The sequence below is a fragment of the Pseudomonas sp. S3_E10 genome (genome assembly GCF_054667615.1).
In genome coordinates, this window is sequence record NZ_CP162743.1 from 5,304,112 (window position 1) to 5,326,286 (window position 22,175).

The 22,175-nt window shown below is 61.9% G+C and carries 21 protein-coding genes and 1 pseudogene; 17 read left to right on the forward strand and 5 right to left on the reverse strand.

Translation table 11 applies throughout. From position 1 onward, the window contains the following. Positions 1 to 41 precede the first annotated feature (41 nt). Complete coding sequence (locus tag AB4N98_RS24410; RefSeq protein ID WP_017527389.1) at positions 42 to 629, forward strand: NUDIX domain-containing protein; 588 nt, start codon at positions 42 to 44, stop codon at positions 627 to 629. Positions 630 to 895: 266 nt separating this feature from the next. On the opposite strand, the gene AB4N98_RS24415 is transcribed toward AB4N98_RS24410, so the two are convergent. Together AB4N98_RS24415 and AB4N98_RS24420 are read right to left on the reverse strand one after the other, a co-directional pair. After that, the gene (locus tag AB4N98_RS24415; RefSeq protein WP_017527390.1) at positions 896 to 1,195 is read right to left on the reverse strand and encodes a hypothetical protein; all 300 of its coding nucleotides are present in this window, start codon (positions 1,193 to 1,195) and stop codon (positions 896 to 898) included. Further along, positions 1,192 to 5,529, reverse strand: a complete 4,338-nt coding sequence (locus AB4N98_RS24420; protein ID WP_460148962.1) for an RHS repeat-associated core domain-containing protein — start codon at positions 5,527 to 5,529, stop codon at positions 1,192 to 1,194. Before AB4N98_RS24420 ends, AB4N98_RS24415 begins: the two co-directional genes overlap by 4 nt. 264 nt (positions 5,530 to 5,793) lie before the next feature. Here AB4N98_RS24420 and AB4N98_RS24425 point away from each other — a divergent pair, with 264 nt between their 5' ends. The 3 genes and pseudogenes from AB4N98_RS24425 to AB4N98_RS24435 all read left to right on the forward strand — a co-directional run. Beyond that, the gene (locus tag AB4N98_RS24425) at positions 5,794 to 8,295 is read left to right on the forward strand and encodes a TonB-dependent siderophore receptor (RefSeq protein ID WP_068937260.1); all 2,502 of its coding nucleotides are present in this window, start codon (positions 5,794 to 5,796) and stop codon (positions 8,293 to 8,295) included. Between the two features lie 91 nt (positions 8,296 to 8,386). Then, positions 8,387 to 8,716 (forward strand): hypothetical protein, encoded by a 330-nt coding sequence (locus tag AB4N98_RS24430; protein WP_026067479.1) that lies wholly within the window; start codon positions 8,387 to 8,389, stop codon positions 8,714 to 8,716. Between the two features lie 304 nt (positions 8,717 to 9,020). Then, positions 9,021 to 9,122 (forward strand): annotated as a pseudogene (locus tag AB4N98_RS24435) (DUF1652 domain-containing protein); the annotation flags it as partial. Here the strand turns inward: AB4N98_RS24435 and AB4N98_RS24440 are convergent. Next, a complete protein-coding gene (locus AB4N98_RS24440) occupies positions 9,119 to 9,259 on the reverse strand; it encodes a hypothetical protein (protein WP_017530580.1) in 141 nt (46 codons plus the stop codon). The pseudogene AB4N98_RS24435 and the gene AB4N98_RS24440 sit on opposite strands and share 4 nt — an antisense overlap. 224 nt (positions 9,260 to 9,483) lie before the next feature. Here AB4N98_RS24440 and AB4N98_RS24445 point away from each other — a divergent pair, with 224 nt between their 5' ends. The 7 genes from AB4N98_RS24445 (at position 9,484) to AB4N98_RS24475 (ending at position 15,937) form a co-directional block, all read left to right on the forward strand. Then, positions 9,484 to 9,795, forward strand: coding sequence for a YXWGXW repeat-containing protein (locus AB4N98_RS24445; RefSeq protein ID WP_017530581.1), 312 nt, complete (start codon positions 9,484 to 9,486; stop codon positions 9,793 to 9,795). 18 nt (positions 9,796 to 9,813) lie between these two features. After that, complete coding sequence (locus tag AB4N98_RS24450) at positions 9,814 to 10,392, forward strand: RNA polymerase sigma factor (RefSeq protein ID WP_135197023.1); 579 nt, start codon at positions 9,814 to 9,816, stop codon at positions 10,390 to 10,392. Continuing rightward, positions 10,389 to 10,820 carry a hypothetical protein gene (locus tag AB4N98_RS24455; protein WP_065878831.1) on the forward strand — a complete coding sequence of 144 codons (432 nt, stop codon included), beginning with the start codon at positions 10,389 to 10,391 and terminating at the stop codon, positions 10,818 to 10,820. The genes AB4N98_RS24450 and AB4N98_RS24455 overlap by 4 nt, the downstream gene beginning before the upstream one ends. Beyond that, positions 10,817 to 11,299: a periplasmic heavy metal sensor gene (locus AB4N98_RS24460; protein WP_017530584.1), complete on the forward strand. Its 483-nt coding sequence runs from the start codon at positions 10,817 to 10,819 to the stop codon at positions 11,297 to 11,299. The genes AB4N98_RS24455 and AB4N98_RS24460 overlap by 4 nt, the downstream gene beginning before the upstream one ends. Before the next feature lie 108 nt (positions 11,300 to 11,407). Beyond that, positions 11,408 to 11,848 carry a c-type cytochrome gene (locus tag AB4N98_RS24465; RefSeq protein WP_017530585.1) on the forward strand — a complete coding sequence of 147 codons (441 nt, stop codon included), beginning with the start codon at positions 11,408 to 11,410 and terminating at the stop codon, positions 11,846 to 11,848. 3 nt (positions 11,849 to 11,851) lie between these two features. Further along, positions 11,852 to 13,273 (forward strand): cbb3-type cytochrome c oxidase subunit I, encoded by a 1,422-nt coding sequence (locus AB4N98_RS24470; RefSeq protein ID WP_017530586.1) that lies wholly within the window; start codon positions 11,852 to 11,854, stop codon positions 13,271 to 13,273. Positions 13,274 to 14,095: 822 nt separating this feature from the next. Then, entirely contained in the window at positions 14,096 to 15,937 is a 1,842-nt protein-coding gene (locus AB4N98_RS24475; RefSeq protein ID WP_065878835.1) for a nitric oxide reductase activation protein NorD, read from the forward strand. Here AB4N98_RS24475 and AB4N98_RS24480 read toward each other — a convergent pair. Together AB4N98_RS24480 and AB4N98_RS24485 are read right to left on the reverse strand one after the other, a co-directional pair. Beyond that, complete coding sequence (locus tag AB4N98_RS24480) at positions 15,931 to 16,122, reverse strand: hypothetical protein (RefSeq protein ID WP_017530698.1); 192 nt, start codon at positions 16,120 to 16,122, stop codon at positions 15,931 to 15,933. The genes AB4N98_RS24475 and AB4N98_RS24480 overlap by 7 nt on opposite strands. Beyond that, complete coding sequence (locus tag AB4N98_RS24485) at positions 16,119 to 16,802, reverse strand: Crp/Fnr family transcriptional regulator (protein ID WP_065879140.1); 684 nt, start codon at positions 16,800 to 16,802, stop codon at positions 16,119 to 16,121. The genes AB4N98_RS24480 and AB4N98_RS24485 overlap by 4 nt, the downstream gene beginning before the upstream one ends. 135 nt (positions 16,803 to 16,937) lie before the next feature. Here AB4N98_RS24485 and AB4N98_RS24490 point away from each other — a divergent pair, with 135 nt between their 5' ends. From AB4N98_RS24490 to ubiU, 6 genes are all read left to right on the forward strand, one after another. Further along, complete coding sequence (locus tag AB4N98_RS24490) at positions 16,938 to 18,128, forward strand: NnrS family protein (RefSeq protein ID WP_065878837.1); 1,191 nt, start codon at positions 16,938 to 16,940, stop codon at positions 18,126 to 18,128. A gap of 9 nt (positions 18,129 to 18,137) precedes the next feature. Beyond that, complete coding sequence (locus AB4N98_RS24495; RefSeq protein ID WP_068937263.1) at positions 18,138 to 18,557, forward strand: hypothetical protein; 420 nt, start codon at positions 18,138 to 18,140, stop codon at positions 18,555 to 18,557. 100 nt (positions 18,558 to 18,657) lie between these two features. Next, positions 18,658 to 19,305, forward strand: coding sequence for a pyridoxamine 5'-phosphate oxidase (gene pdxH, locus AB4N98_RS24500; RefSeq protein ID WP_017530694.1), 648 nt, complete (start codon positions 18,658 to 18,660; stop codon positions 19,303 to 19,305). Between the two features lie 84 nt (positions 19,306 to 19,389). Further along, positions 19,390 to 19,944, forward strand: a complete 555-nt coding sequence (gene moaB, locus AB4N98_RS24505; RefSeq protein WP_017530693.1) for a molybdenum cofactor biosynthesis protein B — start codon at positions 19,390 to 19,392, stop codon at positions 19,942 to 19,944. Continuing rightward, a complete protein-coding gene (locus AB4N98_RS24510; RefSeq protein WP_017530692.1) occupies positions 19,941 to 21,167 on the forward strand; it encodes a molybdopterin molybdotransferase MoeA in 1,227 nt (408 codons plus the stop codon). Before moaB ends, AB4N98_RS24510 begins: the two co-directional genes overlap by 4 nt. A gap of 9 nt (positions 21,168 to 21,176) precedes the next feature. Beyond that, on the forward strand, positions 21,177 to 22,172 hold the full coding sequence (ubiU, locus tag AB4N98_RS24515) for a ubiquinone anaerobic biosynthesis protein UbiU (protein WP_017530691.1): 996 nt from the start codon (positions 21,177 to 21,179) through the stop codon (positions 22,170 to 22,172). Positions 22,173 to 22,175 lie beyond the last annotated feature (3 nt).

A 22,175-nucleotide genomic window follows, 5' to 3' on the forward strand; every position in this document is an offset into this window, starting at 1 on the left:
AGCGTTGACAATGCTCCCCACTTTGAACAAAAGGCCTGACCATGGACAACAGCCCCGTTCGCATCACCGCCGAACAAACCCTCTCGGACAACTGGTACCTCCTCAAGAAATACAGCTTCGACCTGCGCCGCCGCGACGGCAGCTGGCAGGCCCAGACCCGTGAGGTCTACGACCGTGGCAATGGCGCGACCATCCTGTTGTACAACCGCGAGCAGCGTACGGTGTTGCTGATTCGCCAATTCCGCATGCCCACGTTCGTCAATGACTACCCCGGCTACCTGATCGAGACAGCGGCCGGGTTGCTGGACAATGCCAGCCCCGAGGAACGTATTCGCCTGGAGGCGGAAGAAGAAACGGGCTACCGCGTGGGGCATGTGGAAAAAATCTATGCCGCGTTCATGAGCCCGGGCTCGGTGACTGAGCGAATTCATTTTTTTATCGGCGAGTATCAGCCGGCGGATCGAGTTGGCAGCGGTGGTGGGCTGGAAGAAGAGGGCGAGGATATCGAAGTGTTGGAGCTGGGGTTTGAGCAGGCGCTGGGCATGGTGCAGAGCGGGGAGATTGTGGATGGGAAGACGATTATGTTGTTGCAGCATTTGGAGTTGCGGATGTTGAAAGAGGGGTGGTGAATCGGCAAATTCGGTTGATCGGGTTGTTGGCTTGTGGAGAGCGGGTTTGCGCTGTGTGGGGCTGCGAAGCAGCCCTTGAGTGGGTGGTTGTTGTTTGCACTGACTTGAGTGGCGTTCACATATGTGTGGGATAGAGCTGGATTCTTATTGGGCTTATCTCAACAAAACCTGCCTTTACAGCCATCATCGTGGTGCTTTTAAGCTCTGGTGTTCAGGTCTCCTCAGGGTAGTTTAAGGGGAGCGTGGGCTATAATTTTGGCGTTTTTTTAGCGCTGCATTAATTGAGATTGTGTGAGCAGAAGCTGCTTAATCAGAGCCCTAATTGATTGCGCGGTAAACTTTAAAACAGGGGAGTCCCAGTCATGGTTTTTGACGACTTTTATTTGAAAGTGTCCTTTTACATCGAATGAAGGAAACCAGCCTACGTCAAGTAATAGTCCGTCTGGGTACACCACCTGAAGCATATCCTCCTTCAAGTTGTGTACTTGATCTTCAATCGCGGAGTCTTCCAGCAAAGAAAGATCATCGTAGGTGATGTTGCCTTGTATGAAGTCTAATGAAATCACTTGATTAATCTCCGGAATTCTTGCTCTGAAATGGGGTGGCCGTGAATCGTTTTCGAGCTTAGTTCTACCCGGATCCAGCGACTTGGAGCCCCCTCGCTTGCGCCGATGCTTTCAGCGTACTCCATGACCTTCCAAGGTTTGCCATTCGTAGTCATCCTGCCGTTTTTATAGGCTTCCCTCTCTAGGCTTTCAATATCTATCCCTGGCCTGTATTTTGCCGGACCAGATTTTGTCGTTGCCAAAATATCTTTCCAAGGTATTTTCTTTGAAGGACTGTGCTTATAGCCATGGGCCGTCCATTCAATATCTTCAGGAGAAGGGAGCGGTGGTTGACCTTCATTCGCTTTCGCGCTGCTCGAAAAACTCTCAGAGCTTTTAGCCGGATCACAGTTGCCAGGACATTTGCTTAGCCCTAGCGGATCCACCCACCCCGTAGGGTTAGGCACGTACTGGTATGCGTTGATCCCACCCGCCAGCTTCACCGGATCCGGCGTCAGGTAGCGACCAATGTCCGGATTGTAGTAGCGATGGCGGTTGTAGTGCAGTCCGCTTTCCGGATCGAAGTATTGGCCTTGGAAGCGCAGCGGGTTGTCGACTTTTTTTACGTCGAGACGGCTGATTTGGCCGTAGGCGCGGTAGTGGGCGGACCAGACGATTTCGCCGTCTGGAGTGGTGAGTTCCTGGGGCGTGCCGAGGTGGTCGAGTTGGTAGTGGTAGGGCTTGGTGTCTTGTGGGCCGAAGCCTTCCAGCAGGGCGAGCGGCCTAAAACTATCGGGTTCGTAGAGGTAGCTGCGATGCCGATCCGCATGGTGTTCGGCGATCAGTTTGTCGCCTTGCCAGAAAAACTCGGTCGTTATGCCATCGACGGTTTTGCTGATGCGTCGCCCAAACGGGTCGTAGCGGTAACTCGCGGTTTGGCCGTTGGGCTGGGTGAGGCCGATCAATCGATGCTGGCAGTCGTAGCGGTACTCGGTAACGAGTTGATGGCCCTTGCCGCGCCGTTCACGGATCAGGTTGCCGAAGGCGTCATAGTCGTAGTGCCGGTCGCCCTGGATCATCAACCGATTGCCGGCGACGATGTCCGGGCCGGGGCGGTCGTGCATCAGCAGGTTACCGGCAGGGGTGTGGCCGAAGCGTTCTTGCAGGTCTTGCGAATGGTCTGCGCGGGTGAGGCGGGCTAGCGGGTCGTAGCGGTAGTGGTGTTCGCCCTTGCGGGTGTCGTTCAGGCGGGTGAGGTTGCCGGATTTGTCGTAATCGTAGTGGCGTTGGTAGAGGTGGTTTTCCTGTTGGGTGATGGTGTGGGCGTGCAGGCGGTGTTGGTCGTCGTAGTGGTAGTGGCTGAGGAGTTTGCCTTGGCGGTCGTAGGCGTAATCGACCGTGCTGCCGTCGGGTAAGGTTTTTCGTACAAGGCGGCCGGCGTGATCGCGCTGGTAAACGGTAACTAGCTGACGGCCATCGTCGCCGTGTTCGGTTTTTTCCTGCAGGTTGCCGTTGAGGTCGTAGACGTAGGCGGTGCGCTGGCCGTCGAAGCCGATTTCCTGCTGGATCAGGCCGTTGGGGTGGTAGTCCAGTCGGTAGATTTCGCCGATTTCGTTTTCGATTTCGGTCAGCAATAACCGCGCATTGTCGTAGCGGTAGTTGACCTGGGTGCCGTCGGCGTTGATGCGGCGGCTGATCAGGTGCAGGCCATCGGCGTATTCGTAGCGGGTGACGTGGCCGCGTTCGTCGCGTTCGGCGGTGATTTTTCCGTAGGGGTTGTAGCTGTATTCGCGGGTTGCGCCGCCCGGCAGTACAACACGCGTTAACCGACCAACGCTGTCCCATTGATACCCGGTCAGCGCGCCCTGTTCATCTTCGCGGGCAATTTCGCGGCCCAGATCGTCGTAGCGGTAACGCTTGATCCCGCCATTGGGCAGTTGTTGTTCAATGAGCTGGCCGCGTTCATTCCACACCAGCCGATGACAGCTGTGATCGGGATACCAAACGCCCGTCAGTTGGCCGTATTTGTTGTAGCTGTAGTCCGTCACCTCACCATCGGGATCGGTCCTGCGCGTCACGTCGCCCTGATCGTTACGCTCATATTTCCAAACCGCCTCGCCACGCCGCACCACCCGTACGAAACCGTTGTCATGCTCGTAGGATGTCGGCTCGTCATCGCCGGGAAACACCGCCACCAAGCGTCCGGCATCGTCGTACTGATACGCCGTCACCGCCCCGAGCGGGTCCTGCTCGACCGTCAGTCGCCCCTTGGCGTCGTAGGATTTGAAGTGCTGGGCGCCGTCCGGATCGGTGCGTTGCACCAGCCGTGCGCGGTCATCGTGGACATATACTTCCTGGCTGCCATCGGCGTTATGCACCGTGACACGGCCGTCATCCCCCCAGACATAACGCGTGTCCATCTGCGAAAAGCTGGCCCAGTGCCGCACGCATCGCGCCGCCTTGCCAGCGCGCTCCCATTCCCAAAAGAAGCTCGCGCCACCGGCCAAGCCCCGCTCAAGAATCACATGCTGTTCGTCGTACCGATAAACCTCGCTTTCGCCGACGGCACTGGTCGCCGAGACCAGTCGTCCTAACTCGTCATAGGCGTAGGAAACAACGTTTTGTTCGGTGATCCATTCGTAGGGCTGGCGGTCTTTGCTGCGCTGAATCTGGTAGTCCACCGCGACGATGCGGTCCCGTTCATAACGCAAGCACAACGAGCGGCCGGCGCCGGTATCCAGGCGCTCGATGCGGCCCAACACATCCCGCGCAATCCGCAGCCGGTTGTCATACGCATCACTGATCGAGACCAGCACACCGTCGCGAAAGTGATAAAAGCGCGACGCCTGGGCCAGCACCAGTTCGTCCGGCAAAGCACCTAAATAGATCGCCGCTTCGGCCAGGCTATTGGTGATCGCCGGCCGAGCAGAAGTCGGCAGTGGAAACGAAACAGCGCGGTTTTCATGGTCGGTCCACACCACCGAATCGCCCGAAACAGAAAGCCGCTGCGCCAGCGAATGACTCCAGCCAAACCCCAGCCCAACATCCACTTCCACCGCGCTGGTGCGGTACAAACGGGTCCACTCAAACGGCAATATCCCGTCTAAAACACCATCGGTGAGGGTGAGCAATTCCTCCCCGGTGACCATCGACACCGGGCAGCCATTGGTGACGGTCTTGTCCGCCGAAGCCGCCGCATCTCCGTTCGGGGTTTTCCCCGAAACAGGCACATCGTCGACATGCTCCTTTTGCTTCAGCACCGCGTTCTGCCGCGCCCGCCAGCGCATCTGCAGCGTGCCTTGCTTCACCCCACCGACGACCCCGCGCACCGCCACCGCTTTGTAGCGATCCACCGCTTGCATGAACTTCGCAAGAATCGCCAGCACGCTCTGAACAAAACCAACGGCCGCCTTCACAATCTGCGCGCCGTACCTGGCCAGCCGCAGGCTCAGATACGCCACAGCCGCCGCCGGCAATGCGATGGTCAGCACCGCGCCAATCACAAGGTCAATCAGCAGCGACACCACAAACCCAGCGGCCACTTGCGCAATCTCACTGGGCGGCAATGCGTCCAGCCAGATCATCGCTGTGCGCACCAGCAGAAACAGCGCCGCCTCGTCACTGGCGAGCAACATCGCCTGTTCCATGACCTTGGGCGCGTCGGTGGCGATCTGCGCCAATTTGGCGGCCTGATCACCGAGCTCTTCGACGTATTTAAGCGGGTCTTCAAGAACCGCCTGCACCCGCTTGACGCTGTCCCACACGTCCATGATCGCGGCCCAACTGCCCGCCAGCACGCCGCTGCCAATCGCACTCGCGGTGGACTGTTCCCAATAGGGCTTGAAGGTTCGCCACTGCTCGCGAAGCCACTGCTCCAGGTCCGCTGTCAGCCCGGCATAGGAGGTAAACAGTGCATCGACCTGTTCTGCCGACACGCCGCCCTGCACCCGCACTTGATAGCGCCCACCGGCAGCGCAGTGGTGCGAGCCCTTGCCGTGCTCATCCAGCATGACTGGCGTGGAGCTGCCGTCATCCAGCCCGACCACCTCGACCGCAATCCCGCCAATCGGCACGTCATACAGCGACTCGAATTTGCTCTCGATCTTCAGCTCGCCGCCCGCGGGGCAGCGGGCGACGGTGGAAAAATCCGCATCGGAAATACTTACCGAACGCTGCGAATCCCCGACCCGCACCACCCGATCCATCCCCAACAAGGACGGTATATCTGCGGCGTGGCTCACCGAATCCAGCGCCCGCGAATACCAGGCACCCATCTGCTGGCGATAAATCACCAGGCTCTGATGAAAGCCATCCAGCTCATGTTCGATAGAGGCAATGTGGGAGGCGTGTGTCATCCGTGACGTCTCGGCAGAAGGCAAGGCGTCGGAGTCTGCCGCAGCAAAAAGCGGCTGGATGAACGGTTGGAAAAATCAGAATGAGCTGACCGACGACGGGGAAAAAACGCCTGAACCCGCCTCAACGAGCTACACGAAAAAACGACCCGACTGATTGCAGCAAGGGCTGAAAAAACACTCTCAAATAAAAATCGCTCTCATCCTTACCCGATTTTCCGACCTGGCCGTCATGGTTAATAGAACCTCCCTTACGCAGGATTTCCCATGTCGCGCCTCGCTCGTCCCTTGCATCCACTGGCCCTGTCAGTGGCGATGGCTTTTGCTGTTGTGCCGTTGCTGACTGTTCAGACTTCCGTCGCCGAAGAAAGCACCCAGGCTGTGCACAGCTTTCAGGTCCCGGCCGGTGACTTGAGCCAGGCGCTCAATAGCCTGGCCGAGCAGGCGGGGTTGGTGTTGGCATTTGATGCACGTTTGACCCGAGGCAAACGCAGCGATGGCCTGAGCGGGGAATACGCCATTGATGTGGCCCTGAACCAGTTGCTGGCCGGCAGTGGCCTGCAGGCTTTGAAGATCTCCGCCGACCGCTATCGCCTGGAGGCCATTGCGGATAACGGCGGCGCCATGGAGTTGCAGGCCACTACCATCAGCGGCGCCTACCAGGCCGAAAGCCCCACTGGGCCGGTGTCCGGTTATGTGGCGACGCGCAGCCTGTCGGGTACCAAGACCGACACCGCGTTGATCGAAACCCCGCAGTCGATCTCTATTGTCACCAAAGACCAGATGCGCGCGCAGAACGCCGAGAGCCTCAACCAGATCCTGCGCTACAGCGCTGCCGTGGTCCCGGAAACCCGTGGCGCGACGGCTTCGCGCCTGGACCAACTGACCATCCGTGGTTTCTCCCCGGCCACCTACCTCGATGGCCTGCGCATGCCATCGAGCCGTGACGCGTTGCCGCAAAAAGACGCCTTCGACCTGGAGCGCGTTGAAGTCCTGCGCGGCCCGGCGTCGGTGCTGTACGGGCAGGGCACGCCGAGCGGGGTGATCAACATGGTCACCAAGCGCCCGTTGGACACGCCGTTTCATGAAGTGGGCGTCGAATACGGCACCTTTGACAAAAAGCGCACCACCTTCGATTTGAGTGGGCCGATTGACGATCAGGGTGTTTATTCCTACCGGGTTGCCGGGCTTTTCGATGATGCGGACGGCCAGGTCGAGCACACGCAGACCCGCCGCCAGTCGCTGTCCACCGCTTTCACTTGGCGCCCTGATGACGCCACCTCGCTGACCTTGCTCGGGCATTTCCAAAAAGACCCCAAGGGTGCGTCCTACGGTTCGGTGCCGGCCTGGGGCTCGGTATTGCGCAGCCCGACGGGGCGCAGCATCGATGTGGACTTTTACGACGGCGAAAAGAGCTTCGAGAAGAGTGACCGCGAGTATTACTCCCTGGGCTATGCCTTCGAACATCACTTCGATGAGGTCTGGACGGTGCGCCAGAATGCGCGTTACCTGCGCAGCGAAGGCCAGTACCGCAGCCTCTACAACAACTACCTGATGGCGGATTATCGGACCATCCGCCGCTCGACCATCGCCACCGACGTGGACATGGACGCCTACACCCTCGACAACCAGGTGCAGGCCACATTCGACACCGGCCCGCTGCAGCACACTGTGTTGATGGGGCTCGATTATCAGAACACCCGCACCGACACCCTGTCGGGCTCAGGCACTTACACCGCCGGGCCGACCCTGGATATTTTCAACCCGGTCTACGGCGCGGCCGTTGCGGTACCGGCGTACACCACCGACGGCACGTCGCGCAGCGAACAGACCGGCGTGTACCTGCAAGAACAGCTCAAATGGGACAAATGGGTGCTGCTGCTGGGAGGGCGTTATGACTGGGCCAGCACCGATAGCAGCACCAAGACCCTGCGCACCGGGGCCAAGAGCCAGTCCTCCCTGGACAGCAAGGCCTTTACCGGCCGGGTCGGTCTGGTCTATCTGTTCGATAACGGCCTGGCGCCTTATGCCAGCTACTCGGAGTCGTTCAACCCGCAGTCGGGTACGGGGTATGGCGGTTCGGTATTCAAACCGACCGAAGGCAAGCAGTATGAGGTCGGTATCAAGTACCAGCCGCCGGGCAGCAATAGCTTTATTACTGCCGCGATCTTCGACCTGCGCCAGACCAACGTGCTCACCACCGACCCGGACCCCACCCACCTGTGCGGCACCGGGCGCTGCCAGAGCCAGGACGGCGAGGTGCAATCGCGTGGCTTTGAGCTGGAAGGCAAGGCCAGCCTCAACGACAACCTGGATATCACCGCGGCGTACGCTTACCTCGATAACCGCATCAGCCAATCCAACAGTACCGTGAGCTATGCGCCCATCAGCGACATCGGCGTAGGCCCGGCGATCAATGCCGAGGGCACCACCACTTACGCGGTGCCACGCCACACGGCCTCGGCGTGGGCGGATTACACCTTCCATGACGGCAACCTCAAGGGCTTCGGCATGGGCGCCGGTGCGCGTTATATCGGCTCCTCGTGGGGCGACACGGCCAATACCTTGAAAGTACCGGGTTACACCTTGTTCGATGCCGCGGTGCACTACGACATCAAGCACCTCCTCAACTTCAAGGACAACCTGCGCCTGGCGCTCAATGCCAGCAACCTGGCGAATAAAGAGTACGTCGCGTCGTGTTACTCGTACTCGTGGTGCTGGTATGGCTCCCAGCGCACGGTGCAGGCGAGCGCGACCTACCAATGGTAATGACGCGCCGATAAGGCAATTTAATGGCCCCTTTGTAACAAAATCCTCGCCAGAATCGCGTTCATTTTCAGGTGGTTAGGTGGGGATGCAAATGCGTAATGTTGGAATCATGCTGATCGCCTGCTCCCTGGCCGGCGGCGCGGCCGGTGTGCAGGCAAGGGAGCTGCGCGAGGGCGACAAGTACATGTGCAGTTGGGGCGCCGGCACCGCCGCCAGGGCCCAGGAACTCAAGCTGTCGGGGGTGTCGCTGTACGCCGCCCGGCAGAAGATCCAGACCCTTAAGTTCAATAAATCGTGGATGCGCATGATGGCCATGGGCATCACCGAGCAGACGTACGACAGCCGTTCAAGACTCAAGCCCGAAGCGATCCGCCAGAGCTTCTATCAAGACTGCGTGCGCTACAAAGTGGCGCGTAAATAGCGCCTGGTTATTGAGTTAATAACCCTCATATGTAAGCGGGTATATAGGCGGTAGTTGCACCAAAAAGTGGCATAAATAGGTTTCACTACCTTAAAAAACATGTGGTTATTGAAGGACTTACAGCGTTTAGAATCCGACGAAAGGATCAAAATAATCTTGTTACACGTTATTGCAGTGGTTACTATAGCCCGGCGTTCACCTCCCACGGTTTATGCATTTTTAAATCCCAAGTTTCCATCAGCTACTTGGGATTTTTTTTGCCTGCGATTTGCGCTCCGGCACTTTTGCCGCTGCTGACCATGCAGCCCCCGAGGGGTTGGACGGCATCCATGCCATATCGAACCTCATTGGCGAACTGCGCACCGAGATCAAGGCCGGGCGCCACGGGTTTGCGGTGCTGAGCTAGCCGTTGACGGTGCTGGTGGGGGCATCGGTTGCGCCGTAGTAACGCCAGCAGCAATGGCGATGCTCGGGCACGATCACGCAGCCGCTGAGGCTGACGATCAACAGGGCGGCAACCAGCATGGATAGACGACGGGACATGGTATTTCCTCTTGGTGTGCGCAGCGTTATTCCTTGAACGCCGCCACGGGGGAAAATCCGTCGCGATCCTTTCAAATATTTCATCAAGTCCCGCCAACACCCAGGCAATACTGCCCTCGACCCCCTGCCCGAAGAAAAATCCATGCCGCCGCGACGGATTTTTCGCTACCCGCCGTTCAACCCTACAGAGGCGTGTACGGGTACACGTCGATGAAGGAGTTGCCATGAAAGTCCTGACGCTATTGCGCTATGCCTTGCTTGCTCCACTGGCCTTTGCCGCGTTTGTCAGCACGCCGGCCTTTGCCCAGACCGAGATCATCATTCGCCAGGCACCGCCACCGCAGCGTGTGGAAGTGGTCCCGGTCGAGCGACCCGGTTACGCCTGGGACCGGGGGCACTGGCGCTGGGAAGGGCAGGGGTATGCGTGGGTGCCGGGCCACTGGCAGCCGGTGATGCGAAACGCACGCTGGGAGCCTGGCCACTGGGAAGCCCATGGCCCCAATTGGTATTGGCGTGAAGGGCATTGGGTCCGCTGATTTTTTGGAACTGCCCGATTGAAAGACATTGATCCGGACGTTGAGCTGCTGGCGCGTATCGGCAACAACGAACCTGCCGCCGTCAACGAGATGGTCACGCGCAAGCTCCCGCGTTTGCTGGCGCTCGCCAGCCGGTTGCTGGGGGATGCCGACGAGGCCAAGGACGTGGCCCAGGAAAGTTTCCTGCGCATCTGGCGGCACGCCGCCGGTTGGCGCAGCGGCGAGGCGCGTTTCGATACGTGGTTGCACAGGGTGGCGCTCAACCTGTGCCACGACCGTTTGCGTCGGCGCAAAGAGCGAGCTCTGCACGATAAAGACGTGCTTGAGCTGCCGGACAGTGCGCCATCGGCCGATGAGCAACTCGAAACCGCCGAGCGCAGCGCGCGCATGGCTGCCGCCTTGGCCGCGTTGCCCGAGCGCCAGCGCGAAGCCATTGTGTTGCAGTACTACCAGGAGCTGTCGAACATTGACGCCGCAGCCCTGATGAATATCAGCGTCGAGGCACTGGAAAGCCTGCTGTCGCGGGCCCGCCGCCAGTTGCGCAGCCAACTTGCCGACACACCCGGGCTTGCCCGCCCAGGAAGGGGAACCACATGACACTTGAACGCTTTGCCTACCTGGCCGATGCCTACGGCGCCGATCTGCGGCGCTGGCCTGCCGCTGAACAGGACGCGGCCCAAGCCCTGCTGGACAGCGGCAACCTTCACGCGCGCCAGACCCTGGCGACGGCGGGTTGGCTGGATCGGCAACTGGACAGCCATCAACCGGCATGCGCCGACCCGGCGCTGGCCCGGCGGATTCGTCAGTCGGCAACCGTACGCCGCTCTTTCTGGTCGCGCTATGCCGATTGGCTCTCGCCCGCGAGCCTTGTTGGCGCGGGCATCGCCGGTGTCGTCACCGGGATGTTGGTGGCGTCCTTGAGCATGCCGTTGCCCAGCCTGCCAGCCGAGATATTGCCCAGTGTCTTTGATCAGGGCGATGCGCAGGTCGTCTTCAACGTCAACGCGCAGGAAGCCGAACAATGACAGCCAGATCCCTTAAGCCTTGGTTGTTCGTGTCGGTGTTGCTCAACGTGTTTTTGATCGGTGGGGTAGGGGGCGGCCTTTATCACTGGATGACCGTTGCCGAGCCGGCTGAAGCGATGGTCAACCAACATGGGTTGCGCCAGGCCATGTTCAAGTTGCCGCCGCAGCGCCGCAAGGAATTGCGTCAACTGCTGCGGCACAACCGTGCCGACAGCCAGCCGCTGGTCATGGCCGGGCGTGAGGCGCGCATGGGCGTGATCAGGCAACTGCAGGCGCCGACCCTGGACCGCGACGTACTGGTGGCCGAACTGGCCAAGGCGCGCGAGGCGGATGCGGCGCTCAGGGCGTTGGTGGACACGACGTTGGCGCAGTTTGCCAGCGGGTTGCCTCAGGATGAGCGGCAAAAGCTGGTGGAGGCGTTGTATCTGCGCGGGCAGGCCAAAGGCAAGGCGCAGCAAGCGCTTGAAGCGGTGCATTGAGCGGCGAAAATATCCCAGCGCTTCGATCAACAATTCTTGATCGCCATCAAGCAGCTTTGCCTCCCCACCTTCCTATCATGGCCACCGCCAAGCCATGAGGAAGCGAGCATGTCAGAGACCTTCACCAAAGGCATGGCCAGGAATATTTACTTTGGAGGAAGCGTGTTCTTCTTCCTGATTTTCCTGGCCCTGACCTATCACACCGAACAAACCTTTCCCGCCCGCAGCAACGTTGACCAACTGACCGACGCGGTGGTGCGCGGCAAAGGCGTATGGGAGCGCAACAACTGCGTCGGCTGCCACACCTTACTGGGCGAAGGCGCGTACTTTGCGCCGGAGCTGGGCAATGTGTTCAAGCGCCGGGGCGGTGAAGAGGGCTTCAAACCGTTCCTGCATGCCTGGATGAAGATGCAGCCTCTGGGTGTGCCAGGACGCCGGGCCATGCCGCAATTCAACCTCAGCGACCAGGAGGTGGACGACATGGCGGAGTTCCTCAAGTGGAGCTCGAAGATCGATACCAATAACTGGCCACCGAACAAGGAGGGCTGAGCCATGCGCAGCGCCAATCCCTATCTGAAATTCCAATCCCAGGCCGTGGCCAAACCCTATTTTGTGTTTGCCTTGATGCTGTTTGTCGGCCAAGTGCTGTTCGGCCTGATCATGGGCCTGCAATACGTCGTGGGTGACTTCCTGTTCCCGCTGATCCCCTTCAACGTGGCGCGGATGGTTCATACCAACCTGCTGATCGTGTGGCTGTTGTTTGGCTTCATGGGCGCGGCTTATTACCTGGTGCCTGAAGAGGCCGACCGCGAACTGCATAGCCCCAAACTGGCGATCCTGTTGTTCTGGGTATTTGCGGTGGCGGGCGTATTGACCATCCTCGGCTACCTGCTGGTGCCCTATGCGGCGCTGGCCAAGCTGACCCACAACGAACTGCTGCCGACCATGGGGCGTGAGTTCCTGGAGCAGCCGACGCTCACCAAGATGGGCATTGTGGTGGTGTGCCTGGGCTTTTTGTACAACATCGGCATGACCCTGCTCAAAGGCCGCAAGACCACCGTGAGCATGGTGATGATGACCGGGCTGATCGGCCTCGCGGTGTTCTTCCTGTTCTCCTTCTACAACCCCGGCAACCTGGCGCGGGACAAGTTCTACTGGTGGTGGGTGGTGCACCTGTGGGTGGAAGGTGTGTGGGAATTGATCATGGGTTCGATGCTGGCGTTCGTGTTGATCAAGGTCACCGGCGTCGACCGCGAGGTGGTGGAGAAATGGCTGTACGTGATCATCGCCATGGCCTTGATCACCGGCATCATCGGCACCGGCCACCACTTCTTCTGGATCGGTGCACCGCAGGTGTGGCTGTGGGTCGGTTCGATCTTCTCGGCCCTCGAACCATTGCCGTTCCTGGCGATGGTGATGTTCGCCTTCACTATGGTCAAACGCCGCCGGCGCCAGCACCCCAACCGTGCGGCCACGTTGTGGGCCAAGGGCACCACCGTCACGGCATTCTTCGGCGCGGGGGTTTGGGGCTTTCTGCATACCTTGGCACCGGTCAACTTTTACACCCACGGCACCCAACTTACGGCGGCTCACGGGCATCTGGCGTTCTTCGGTGCCTACGCGATGATCGTGATGACCCTGATCAGCTACGCCATGCCGCGTCTGCGGGGGCTGGGTGAAGCGCCGGATGCGCGTGCGCAGACGCTTGAGGTGTGGGGCTTCTGGATGATGGTGTTGTCGATGGTGATGATTACCCTGTTCCTCACCGCCGCGGGTGCCGTGCAGGTGTGGTTGCAACGCTGGCCGGTGGACGGTGTGGCGCTGCCGTTTATGGCCACGATGGATCATCTGAAGGTGTTGTTTTGGGCGCGGTTGGGCAGTGGTGTGGTGTTTTTGGTGGGGTTGCTTTGTTACCTGTATAGCTTTCGGCAGCGTGGTCGGGTGGCTGAAGCAGCGGTGCGGATCGTTTACTGAGGGTGCTGCGATTCAGATGGGGTTGAGGGGGGCGTGGCGGCCTTAGGGCCGACCAGGTTCTTGGGTTGGGGCGGGTACATATCCGTTGCTGCGGTCACGGCGGCTATGGGTTCCGCTCTTACAGCGGGTCACTTTTGGAAAAGCCGGAATGCCGGACCAGCCAAAAGTAACCAAAAACGCTTCGCCCCACCACTCGGCACCTCGCCTAGGCTCGGTGTGCCCGTAATCCGACAGTGATTTGGGGGGCCGCCGCCACGCGCCATCCATGGCGCGGGGCGGCTAAACCGGCATCCCTGCCGGTTTACCCCCCAAATCACTATCGAATTCCGGCCAGCGTGGTTAACGGGGCGCTCCAGATCAAAAACAAAGCGAGGCGGCCTTAGAGCCGACCTGATCAGTGAAGCGTACGCGGTGCAGCTTCTACTTCCTTAACTGCTGACGAAGTCAGCAATCTTTTGATCTGGCTTTTGCTTTTGCTTTTGATCTTAGGCGCCCCGTTAAACACGCTGGCCGAACGCAGGCTTGAATCCGTGGGTAACCCGGCAGGACGCCGGGTTAGCCGCCCCGCGCCATGGATGGCGCGTGGCGGCGGCCCACGGATTCAAGCCTGCGTTCGGGCACACCGAGCCTAAGCGAGGTGCCGAGTGTTGGGGCAAGAGCCCTTTTGGTTACTTTTGGGGCTCTTTTCCAAAAGTGACCCGCTGTAAGAGCGGAACCCATAGCCGCCATTACCGCAGCAACGGATATGTACTCGCCCCAACCAAGAACCTGGTCGGCCCTAAGGCCGCCACGCAACCCCTCCCAACAATCGGAGCACACCCAATGGCCTTTACCCTGGAACTGGAAGAGTGGGTCGGCAGCGCCTGGCACCGCTTCATCACGCGCCGCGCCAGTGTGGCCTTCCCCGAAGCGCAGGTTCAATTGGCCGACCACCAGCGCAGCCTCGCCCTGCTGTTTCGCGCCCTCGGCGGTGCCGCCGGTATCACCCTGGAAGCCGCCGCCGAGCGCGATCTGCTGCTGCGGCGCAATGTGCTGATGCGCATCGCCGGCACCTGCAAGCAAGCACCGTTGGCCAGCTGTGACGGCAGTCGTCTGCGCCTGCCGGCGAGCCTCGCGGTGTTCCCCCAGGCCGCGCTGAACCGCGAACTCTACCGGTGGCTGGCGCTGCTGGCGGCGCAGTCGGGGCCGATGACACATTGGGCACGCGACAACCAGCGCTGGACCTGGCTGCTGTTGCAGCGTTACCCGGCACTGCGGCCCAGCTACCGGCGCCTGGTGGACGCGCACATTGCCCTGCGCCCTGAACCCGCCAGCTTGCCTCCCGACGAAGCGGCCGTGGAAAAAGCCTTGCGCAAGGCCCTGCGCGAGCCCGGCAGCGTGCGCCATGTGCCGCGCAGCGAGCGGGCCGCCTGGCCGTTGCCCCTGTGGTTGTACCCGCCCTTGCAACTGGACACGCCCCAGGGCGGCGCCCTGGATGACGACGGCGAAGACCTGGCGACCCCGCCAGGCCAACAAACCGGCGCCCCCAAGCGCGCCACGCGCCTGGACGACAACAGCCGCGACGGCGGCCTATTGGTGGTGCGCCTGGAAAACCTGTTCAGTTGGACCGAGCACATCGACCTTGATCGCTGGTCCGACGACAGCCAGGACCCGGACGCCGCACGCGTCGCCGAAGACCTCGACCAGTTGAGCCTGTCGCGCCAGCGCGTGCGCAAGAGTGGCGGCCTGAAACTGCACCTGGACCTGCCACCGGCCGACGTCGACGATATCCCTCTGGGCGAGGGCATCAAATTGCCCGAATGGGACTACCGTCAACAACGCCTGCAAGACGGCTTCGTCAACCTGCAACTGATGCAACCGCGCGACGCGCAACCCCAGCCGTTGCCGCAGCGTCTGGTTGCCCAGGCCCGGCGGCTGCGCCGGCAATTCCAGCACTTGCGCACTGACCGCCAGTGGCAACGCCAGCAACCCCAGGGCACAGAGCTCGACGTGCAAGCCTGGCTGGATTTTCACGTGCAGCGTCAGCACGGTGCCTGTGCCGAGCGCGGCCTGTTCATGGAGCAGCGCCACACCCACCGCGACCTGGCATGCCTGCTGCTGGCGGATCTGTCGATGTCCACCGATGCGCACTTGAACGATACGCAAAAGGTCATCGACGTGATTCGCGACAGCCTGCTGCTGTTCGCTGAAAGCCTGGCGGGGGCGGGGGATCGGTTTGCGCTGTACGGCTTCTCATCATTGCGCCGGCACCAGGTGCGCCTGCAGGCGCTCAAGGCATTCCAGCAGCCTTACGATGATCAAATACGCGGGGCGATCCAAGGGCTGAAACCGGGTTATTACACCCGCATGGGCGCGGCGATTCGCCAGGCCACGAACCTGCTGGGCGCATGCCGGCAGCGGCGCAAATTGCTGTTGCTGCTCACCGACGGAAAACCCAATGACCTGGACCTGTACGAAGGCCGCTATGGCGTGGAAGACACCCGCCAGGCGGTGCTGGAGGCGCGGCGCCAAGGCTTGGTGCCGTTTTGCATCACCATCGACAAACAGGCCGGCGACTATGTGCCGTACATGTTCGGCGCCCACGGTTTTACCTTGATCCGCCAGCCCGAACAGTTACCGCAGCGCTTGCCGCAGCTGTACCGCCAACTCACCGAGCGTCAGTAGAAACTGCGCGGCAGCCAAAAGAACATGGCGATGCAAAACAGCGTGAGGCCCAGGCAAAACCATTGGAAGCGACTCAGCCGTCGCGCCTGGGTGACGGCTTCGGAGGCGGGCAGGGGCATCGCGCAGCGTTCGCAGGTGTCGCGCTGCTCGGCATTGCGCTGTTGGCAATACAGGCACTTTTTCACTCAAATTGCTCCAGGCGCGGGCGGTCGAGTATGGCGATGTGGCGACCGTCCTGAGTGATGATCCGTTCGTCGATCAAGCGTCGGATAATCCGTGAGAACGTTTCCGGCTGGATCGACAAGTGCCCGGCGATCAATTGCTTGGCCATGGGCAACTCGAAGCGCGTCGCGTCGGCGTGCAGGTGCATCAGTTGGGTCAACAGGTAGCGCACCACGCGGTGGGTGGCATTTTTCAGCGACAGGGTTTCGATCTCATTGACCCGCTGATGCAGGCGCACGGACAACTTGGCCAGCAGGGCAAACGTGAGGCGGCTGTTGCTCTGCAGCAGGCGCATGTACGTGGCGTTGGACAGGCGATACAGCTGGGTGGGGCACACCGCTTCGGCACACGCCACGTAGTTGGGGGTGTCCATCAGCATCATCGCTTCGGCGAAGGTCTGGCGCTCGCCGATGACCTCGAACACTTTCTCCTGGCCGTCCGGGGTCAGACGGTAGATCTTCACCGCGCCGGCAATCACAAAATAGAACGCGTCGGCGGGCTCGCCCTGGCGAAACAACGGCTCGCCTTTGTCGACGCTGAGCAATTGGCTGCTGCTCATCAGCTCATTGAGTTGGGCCTCGTCCATGGGCTCGAACAGGTGATGGCTGCGCAGGATCTGGTGATGGACACGATGGAGCACCATCATTACCTCGGTACACAAGGGGGGGAAGGGGCTCAAGGTTAATCCAGGGCGCCTTGGCGCAGCTTGATCTGCGACAAGGGCAACGCCCGCGCACCGGCGCAAAATTCGCGCAATGATGAGTGGAGGAGCCGTGGCATGCACGTACTGGATCGGCGCAAGGCAATGTCGATTACCCCGTTGTTTCGCTTGGCCTTCCGGCCATTTTTCCTCGGCGCGTGCCTGTTGGCGGCGCTGGCGATTCCCTTGTGGTTGCTGGCCCTGGGTGGCGCCACCGGCGGTTGGCAGCCGGCCGGCGGCTGGCTGGCGTGGCATCGGCATGAGTTGCTGTTTGGCTTTGGCGTGGCAACGATCGCCGGGTTCCTGCTCACGGCCGTGCAGACCTGGACCGGTCGCCCCGGCCTCAGCGGCGGGCCGTTGGCGGCGCTGGCCGGGCTGTGGCTGGCGGCGCGGCTGGGCTGGTTGCTGAACCTGCCATGGCCGTTGCTGGCGCTGCTGGAACTGAGTTTCCCGCTGGCCGTGGCCGGGGTGATGGGGTGGACACTGTGGCAGGTACGGCAGAAGCGTAACTACCCGATTGTGCTGGTGCTGGTGCTGCTGGCCGTGGCGGATGGGATTTCGCTGTACGGGCTGTTGCGTCAGGACGATGGCTGGCAGCGCCAGTCGGTGCTCACCGGGTTATGGCTGGTGGCGGCGATGATGGGCCTGATCGGCGGCCGCGTGATTCCGTTTTTTACCCAGCGCGGGCTGGGCCGGGTCGAGGCGGTAAAACCCTGGCCCTGGCTTGATCGCCTGTTATTGGGCGGCGCGATCCTGGTGGCGCTGGCCTATGCCGCAGGTCTGGCGGCTGCGCCCGGAGTGTGGCTTGGCGGCTTGTTCGCCGCCCTGGGCCTTGGCCATCTGTTGCGCCTGGCGCGTTGGCATGATCGTGGCCTGTGGCGCGTGCCGCTGCTGTGGTCGTTGCACCTGGCGTATGCCTGGCTGGCACTGGCGTGCCTGGGCATGGCGCTGTGGCACTTGGGGGCGCCGCTCAACCCGAGCCTGGCGGTGCATGCGCTGACCGTAGGCGCCATGGGCGGTTTGATCCTGGCGATGATCGCGCGGGTCAGCCTGGGCCACACCGGCCGGCCCTTGCAGCCGCCAAGCGGAATGACCCTGGCCTTTGTGCTGCTGAACCTGGCGTGTGTCTGCCGGGTGTTGATGGTGCCGGTGTGGCCGGTGGCGGCGTTGTGGTTGGCCGGCCTGTGCTGGTCCGTCGGCCTGGGGTTGTACCTGTGGCGTTATGGGCCGATGTTGTGGCAGGCGCGCGTCGACGGGCACCCCGGTTAGGAGAACCCCATGCTGTATTCGTGGCTGTTGATTGTGCATCTGCTGGCGGCCGTCGCCTTTATCGGCACGCTGTTTTTTGAAGTGGTGATTTGGCACAGCGCCCGGCAAGAACTGGCCTGGTCGGCGCAGTTCACCGCCGAGCAGGCAATTGCCCGGCGTTCACGCCAGGTACTGCATGGCGTGGTGGTGCTGCTGTACGGCGCGGGCATCGGTTTGGCCTGGCACTATTGGGGCATGCCGTGGACCGGACGTTTTGCGCTGCTGTTGAGCCTGAAAATCACCCTGGCCCTGAGCATCATCGGCCATTACGTGTTGCTGGCGTACTGGCTGACCCACCAACGCCTGAGCCCCCGGCGCGCGGTGTGGATCCGGCGCAGCATCCTGCTGCATATGGTGTTGATCGTGATCCTGGCCAAGTCGTTGTGGTAGCGGTTGTGCGGCGTCATGCCGCGCACGAATGTTGATCGCGATCAAGGGATAACGCAGCGGCAGTTCCCACACTGTGGCGAACTTTCTGGAGGACCGCGCCATGCCCCTGTCTCTTGCACAACTGCGCCGCAACTACACCCTGTATGGCTTGAGGGACGACCTGGTACAGGACGATCCCGTGGCACTGTTTGGCCAGTGGCTCGATCAGGCGCGCAAGACCGAAGTGCCCCCGGCCGAGGCCAACAGCATGGCCCTGGCCACGGTCGACCGTGACGGGCATGCCCATTGCCGCATCCTGTTGCTTAAGGGCTTTCGCGCTGACGGTTTTTTCTTCTTTGGCCATTATCAGAGCGCCAAGGGCCAGGAGCTGGCGAGCAATCCCCACGCCGCCATGACGTTTTTCTGGCCGGGGCTTGAGCGCCAGGTGCGCGTCGAAGGCCCGGTGGTACGGGCGGATGCGCAGCTGTCGGACGACTATTTCGACGCCCGTCCCGCCGCCAGCCAGTTGGGCGCCTGGGCCTCGCCGCAAAGCCAGCCGCTTGGCCATCGCAGCGAACTGGAAAGCCGCTTGCGCGAGGTCACCGAGCGTTTCGCCGGCCATCGCCCGCCACGGCCCGAGCATTGGGGTGGCTACTGCCTGCAACCGCGGCGCATCGAGTTCTGGCAAGGCCGCCCCGACCGCCTGCATGACCGTCTCGACTATCGCCTGCACGATGGCGCATGGCAGCGCACACGCCTCGCCCCCTAACGGCATACCTCCTCCGAGGAATAGGCCCTGCGCCCATTGCGGTGCAGGCTGACGACTACTTTTCTGACGTTTGGAGCCTCCATCATGGCCCATTTGAAACAACGGCATTTCGTCCCCCTGAACATCGCCGTACTGACCATCAGCGACACCCGCACCCTCGACACGGATACCTCCGGCCAGACCCTGGTGGACCGCTTGCTGGGCGCCGGGCATGTGTTGGTGGACCGTGGTTTGGTGACGGACGATATCTACCAGATCCGCGCGCAGGTCTCCCTGTGGATCGCCGACCCTGAGGTGCAAGTGGTGCTGATGACCGGCGGCACCGGCTTCACGGCGCGCGACAACACGCCTCAAGCGGTACTGGCGTTATTGGATAAACAGGTCGACGGCTTTGGCGAGCTGTTCCGCCAGGTGTCGCTGGCCGAGATCGGCATGTCGACCCTGCAATCGCGTGCCCTGGCCGGCATGAGCAACGGCGTGTTGGTGTGTTGCCTGCCCGGTTCGCCTGGCGCCTGTCGCACCGCGTGGGACCAGATCCTGCTCAGCCAACTGGACAGTCGCACCGGCCCGTGCAATTTCGTGCCGCACCTTAAACCGCAGGCCGCTCAAGTACTCGGCGTCTGCGAGGCGCGGTCATGAGCGTGTGCGACAGCGGCGACTTGCTGGCGGTGGACGCCGCCATCGAGCAGTTGCTGGCCCAGGCGCCGCCGCCACCGTCCACCGAAGTCATTGCGTTGGGCCAGGCCCTTGGCCGGGTGACCGCCGAAGAGGTGTTCTCGCCTCTGGACCTGCCGGGCTGGGACAACAGCGCCATGGACGGCTACGCCCTGCGTGCCTTTGATGTGCCGGAGCAGGGCGGTTACCTGATGCTGGCCGGGCGGATCGCCGCCGGTCACAGCAGCGATGTGCCGTTGCAAGCCGGGCAAACCGTGCGGATCTTTACCGGTGCGCCACTGCCGCCTGGTGCTGACAGTGTCGTGCCCCAAGAGCGTTGCCGTGTGTATGGCCAGCGCATCTGGTGCCCGCCGTTGCGCCTGGGTGAACACGTGCGCAAGCGTGGCGAAGAACTGCAACGCGGCCAGCGCGTGTTGAGTGCCGGCAGGCGCCTGCGCGCCCAGGAAATCGGCTTGTTGGCGGCGGCGGGCATCGGGCGGGTCAAGGTCTACCGGCCGCTGCGGGTGTGCCTGCTCAGCAGCGGCGATGAACTACGCGAACCTGGCCAGCCGCTGGCGCCGGGGCAGATTTACAACAGCAACCGTCACCTGGTCGCTGCGTTACTGCGCGGTTGGGGCGTGGAGGTGCATGACTACGGCGTGATGGCCGACGCCCTGGCGGCCAGCCGCGACGCCTTGGTGCTGGCGTCGTCCGAGTGCGACCTGCTGCTGACCACGGGCGGCGTGTCGGTGGGCGAGGAGGACCATCTCAAACAGGCGATTCAGGCATTGGGCAATGTGGATTTCTGGCGCCTGGCGATCCAGCCCGGCAAGCCCCTGGCCTTTGGCCGCGTGGCCGGCAAACCCTGGATCGGCCTGCCCGGCAACCCCACCGCCGCGCTGGTTACCGCGCTGGTGGTGGTGCGTCCGTTTTTGCTGCGCGCCCAAGGCGCGGAGCGGGTGCTGCCGGTGCCGGTCAACGTGATGGCCGGCTTTGAGTGGCTTAAGCCCAACAAGCGTCGCCAATACCTGCGTGCCCGCTTGAAACCAGGCGTGGATGGGCAATTGCGCGCCATCCTTCACCCCCAGCAAAGCTCGGCGATGCTCACGGCGGCGTGTTGGGCCGATGGCCTGGTGATAATCGAGTGCGAGCAACAAGTGCTCAAGGGCGCGCCGGTCGCGTTCGTGTCGTTTGCCGATTTTGAATAAGGAGCTGTGATGCAACTGGTCTGCCCGGCAGGCAACCTGCCCGCCCTCAAAGCCGCTGTGCGCCAAGGTGCCGACGCGGTGTACGTGGGGTTTCGCGATGACACCAATGCCCGACATTTTGCCGGGTTGAACATGGACGACAAGCAGTTCGACGCCGCCGTCGCGCATATCCGCCAACACCAGCGCAAGCTCTACGTGGCGGTCAACACTTACCCGCAACCGAAGATCTGGCCGCGCTGGCAACGTGCGGTGGACCGCGCCGCCGACCATGGCGTGGATGCGCTGATCGCCGCCGACCCCGGCGTGCTCGGCTACGCGGCCGAGCGCCATCCGCAGATGGCGTTGCACCTGTCGGTGCAGGGTTCGGCCACCCATGCGGCGGCGCTCAAATTCTACGCCGAGCGCTACGGTATTCGCCGCGCGGTGTTGCCACGGGTGCTGTCGCTGGCGCAGGTCAAGCAAGTGGCGGCCAGCAGCACGGTGCCCATCGAAGTCTTCGGCTTTGGCAGCCTGTGCATCATGGCGGAAGGGCGTTGCCACCTGTCTTCTTACATCACCGGCGAGTCGCCCAACCTGTGCGGCGTATGCTCGCCGGCCAAGGCGGTGCGCTGGAGCGACGACGCCGAGGGCCTCAGCGCACGTCTGAGCGAAGTGCTGATCGACCGCTACACCCCCACCGAACCCGCCGGCTACCCGACCCTGTGCAAGGGCCGCTTCCTGGTTGGCGGCAAGCGCTTTCATGCCTTGGAAGAACCCACCAGCCTCGACACTCTGGACCTGTTGCCCGAGCTCAGTGCGATTGGCGTGGCAGCGATAAAAATCGAGGGCCGCCAACGCAGCCCGGCCTATGTGGAGCAAGTCACCCGCGTGTGGCGCGCGGCGCTCGACGCGTACCGCGGCGCCCCGGCCAACTTTGTGGTGCAGGAGCCGTGGCGACGCGCGCTCGCCGGGCTTTCCGAAGGCAGCCAGACCACTCTGGGGGCTTACCACCGTGCATGGCAATGAGGA

Excerpts from the sequence above, each read along its gene's own strand:
- AB4N98_RS24410 (WP_017527389.1), top strand. The coding sequence starts at position 42 with ATGGACAACAGCCCCGTTCGCATCACCGCCGAACAAACCCTCTCGGAC.
- AB4N98_RS24420 (WP_460148962.1), bottom strand. The coding sequence starts at position 5,529 with ATGACACACGCCTCCCACATTGCCTCTATCGAACATGAGCTGGATGGC.
- AB4N98_RS24425 (WP_068937260.1), top strand. The coding sequence starts at position 5,794 with ATGTCGCGCCTCGCTCGTCCCTTGCATCCACTGGCCCTGTCAGTGGCG.
- AB4N98_RS24430 (WP_026067479.1), top strand. The coding sequence starts at position 8,387 with ATGCGTAATGTTGGAATCATGCTGATCGCCTGCTCCCTGGCCGGCGGC.
- AB4N98_RS24440 (WP_017530580.1), bottom strand. The coding sequence starts at position 9,259 with ATGTCCCGTCGTCTATCCATGCTGGTTGCCGCCCTGTTGATCGTCAGC.
- AB4N98_RS24445 (WP_017530581.1), top strand. The coding sequence starts at position 9,484 with ATGAAAGTCCTGACGCTATTGCGCTATGCCTTGCTTGCTCCACTGGCC.
- AB4N98_RS24455 (WP_065878831.1), top strand. The coding sequence starts at position 10,389 with ATGACACTTGAACGCTTTGCCTACCTGGCCGATGCCTACGGCGCCGAT.
- AB4N98_RS24460 (WP_017530584.1), top strand. The coding sequence starts at position 10,817 with ATGACAGCCAGATCCCTTAAGCCTTGGTTGTTCGTGTCGGTGTTGCTC.
- AB4N98_RS24465 (WP_017530585.1), top strand. The coding sequence starts at position 11,408 with ATGTCAGAGACCTTCACCAAAGGCATGGCCAGGAATATTTACTTTGGA.
- AB4N98_RS24470 (WP_017530586.1), top strand. The coding sequence starts at position 11,852 with ATGCGCAGCGCCAATCCCTATCTGAAATTCCAATCCCAGGCCGTGGCC.
- AB4N98_RS24475 (WP_065878835.1), top strand. The coding sequence starts at position 14,096 with ATGGCCTTTACCCTGGAACTGGAAGAGTGGGTCGGCAGCGCCTGGCAC.
- AB4N98_RS24485 (WP_065879140.1), bottom strand. The coding sequence starts at position 16,802 with ATGGTGCTCCATCGTGTCCATCACCAGATCCTGCGCAGCCATCACCTG.
- AB4N98_RS24490 (WP_065878837.1), top strand. The coding sequence starts at position 16,938 with ATGCACGTACTGGATCGGCGCAAGGCAATGTCGATTACCCCGTTGTTT.
- AB4N98_RS24495 (WP_068937263.1), top strand. The coding sequence starts at position 18,138 with ATGCTGTATTCGTGGCTGTTGATTGTGCATCTGCTGGCGGCCGTCGCC.
- pdxH (WP_017530694.1), top strand. The coding sequence starts at position 18,658 with ATGCCCCTGTCTCTTGCACAACTGCGCCGCAACTACACCCTGTATGGC.
- moaB (WP_017530693.1), top strand. The coding sequence starts at position 19,390 with ATGGCCCATTTGAAACAACGGCATTTCGTCCCCCTGAACATCGCCGTA.
- AB4N98_RS24510 (WP_017530692.1), top strand. The coding sequence starts at position 19,941 with ATGAGCGTGTGCGACAGCGGCGACTTGCTGGCGGTGGACGCCGCCATC.
- ubiU (WP_017530691.1), top strand. The coding sequence starts at position 21,177 with ATGCAACTGGTCTGCCCGGCAGGCAACCTGCCCGCCCTCAAAGCCGCT.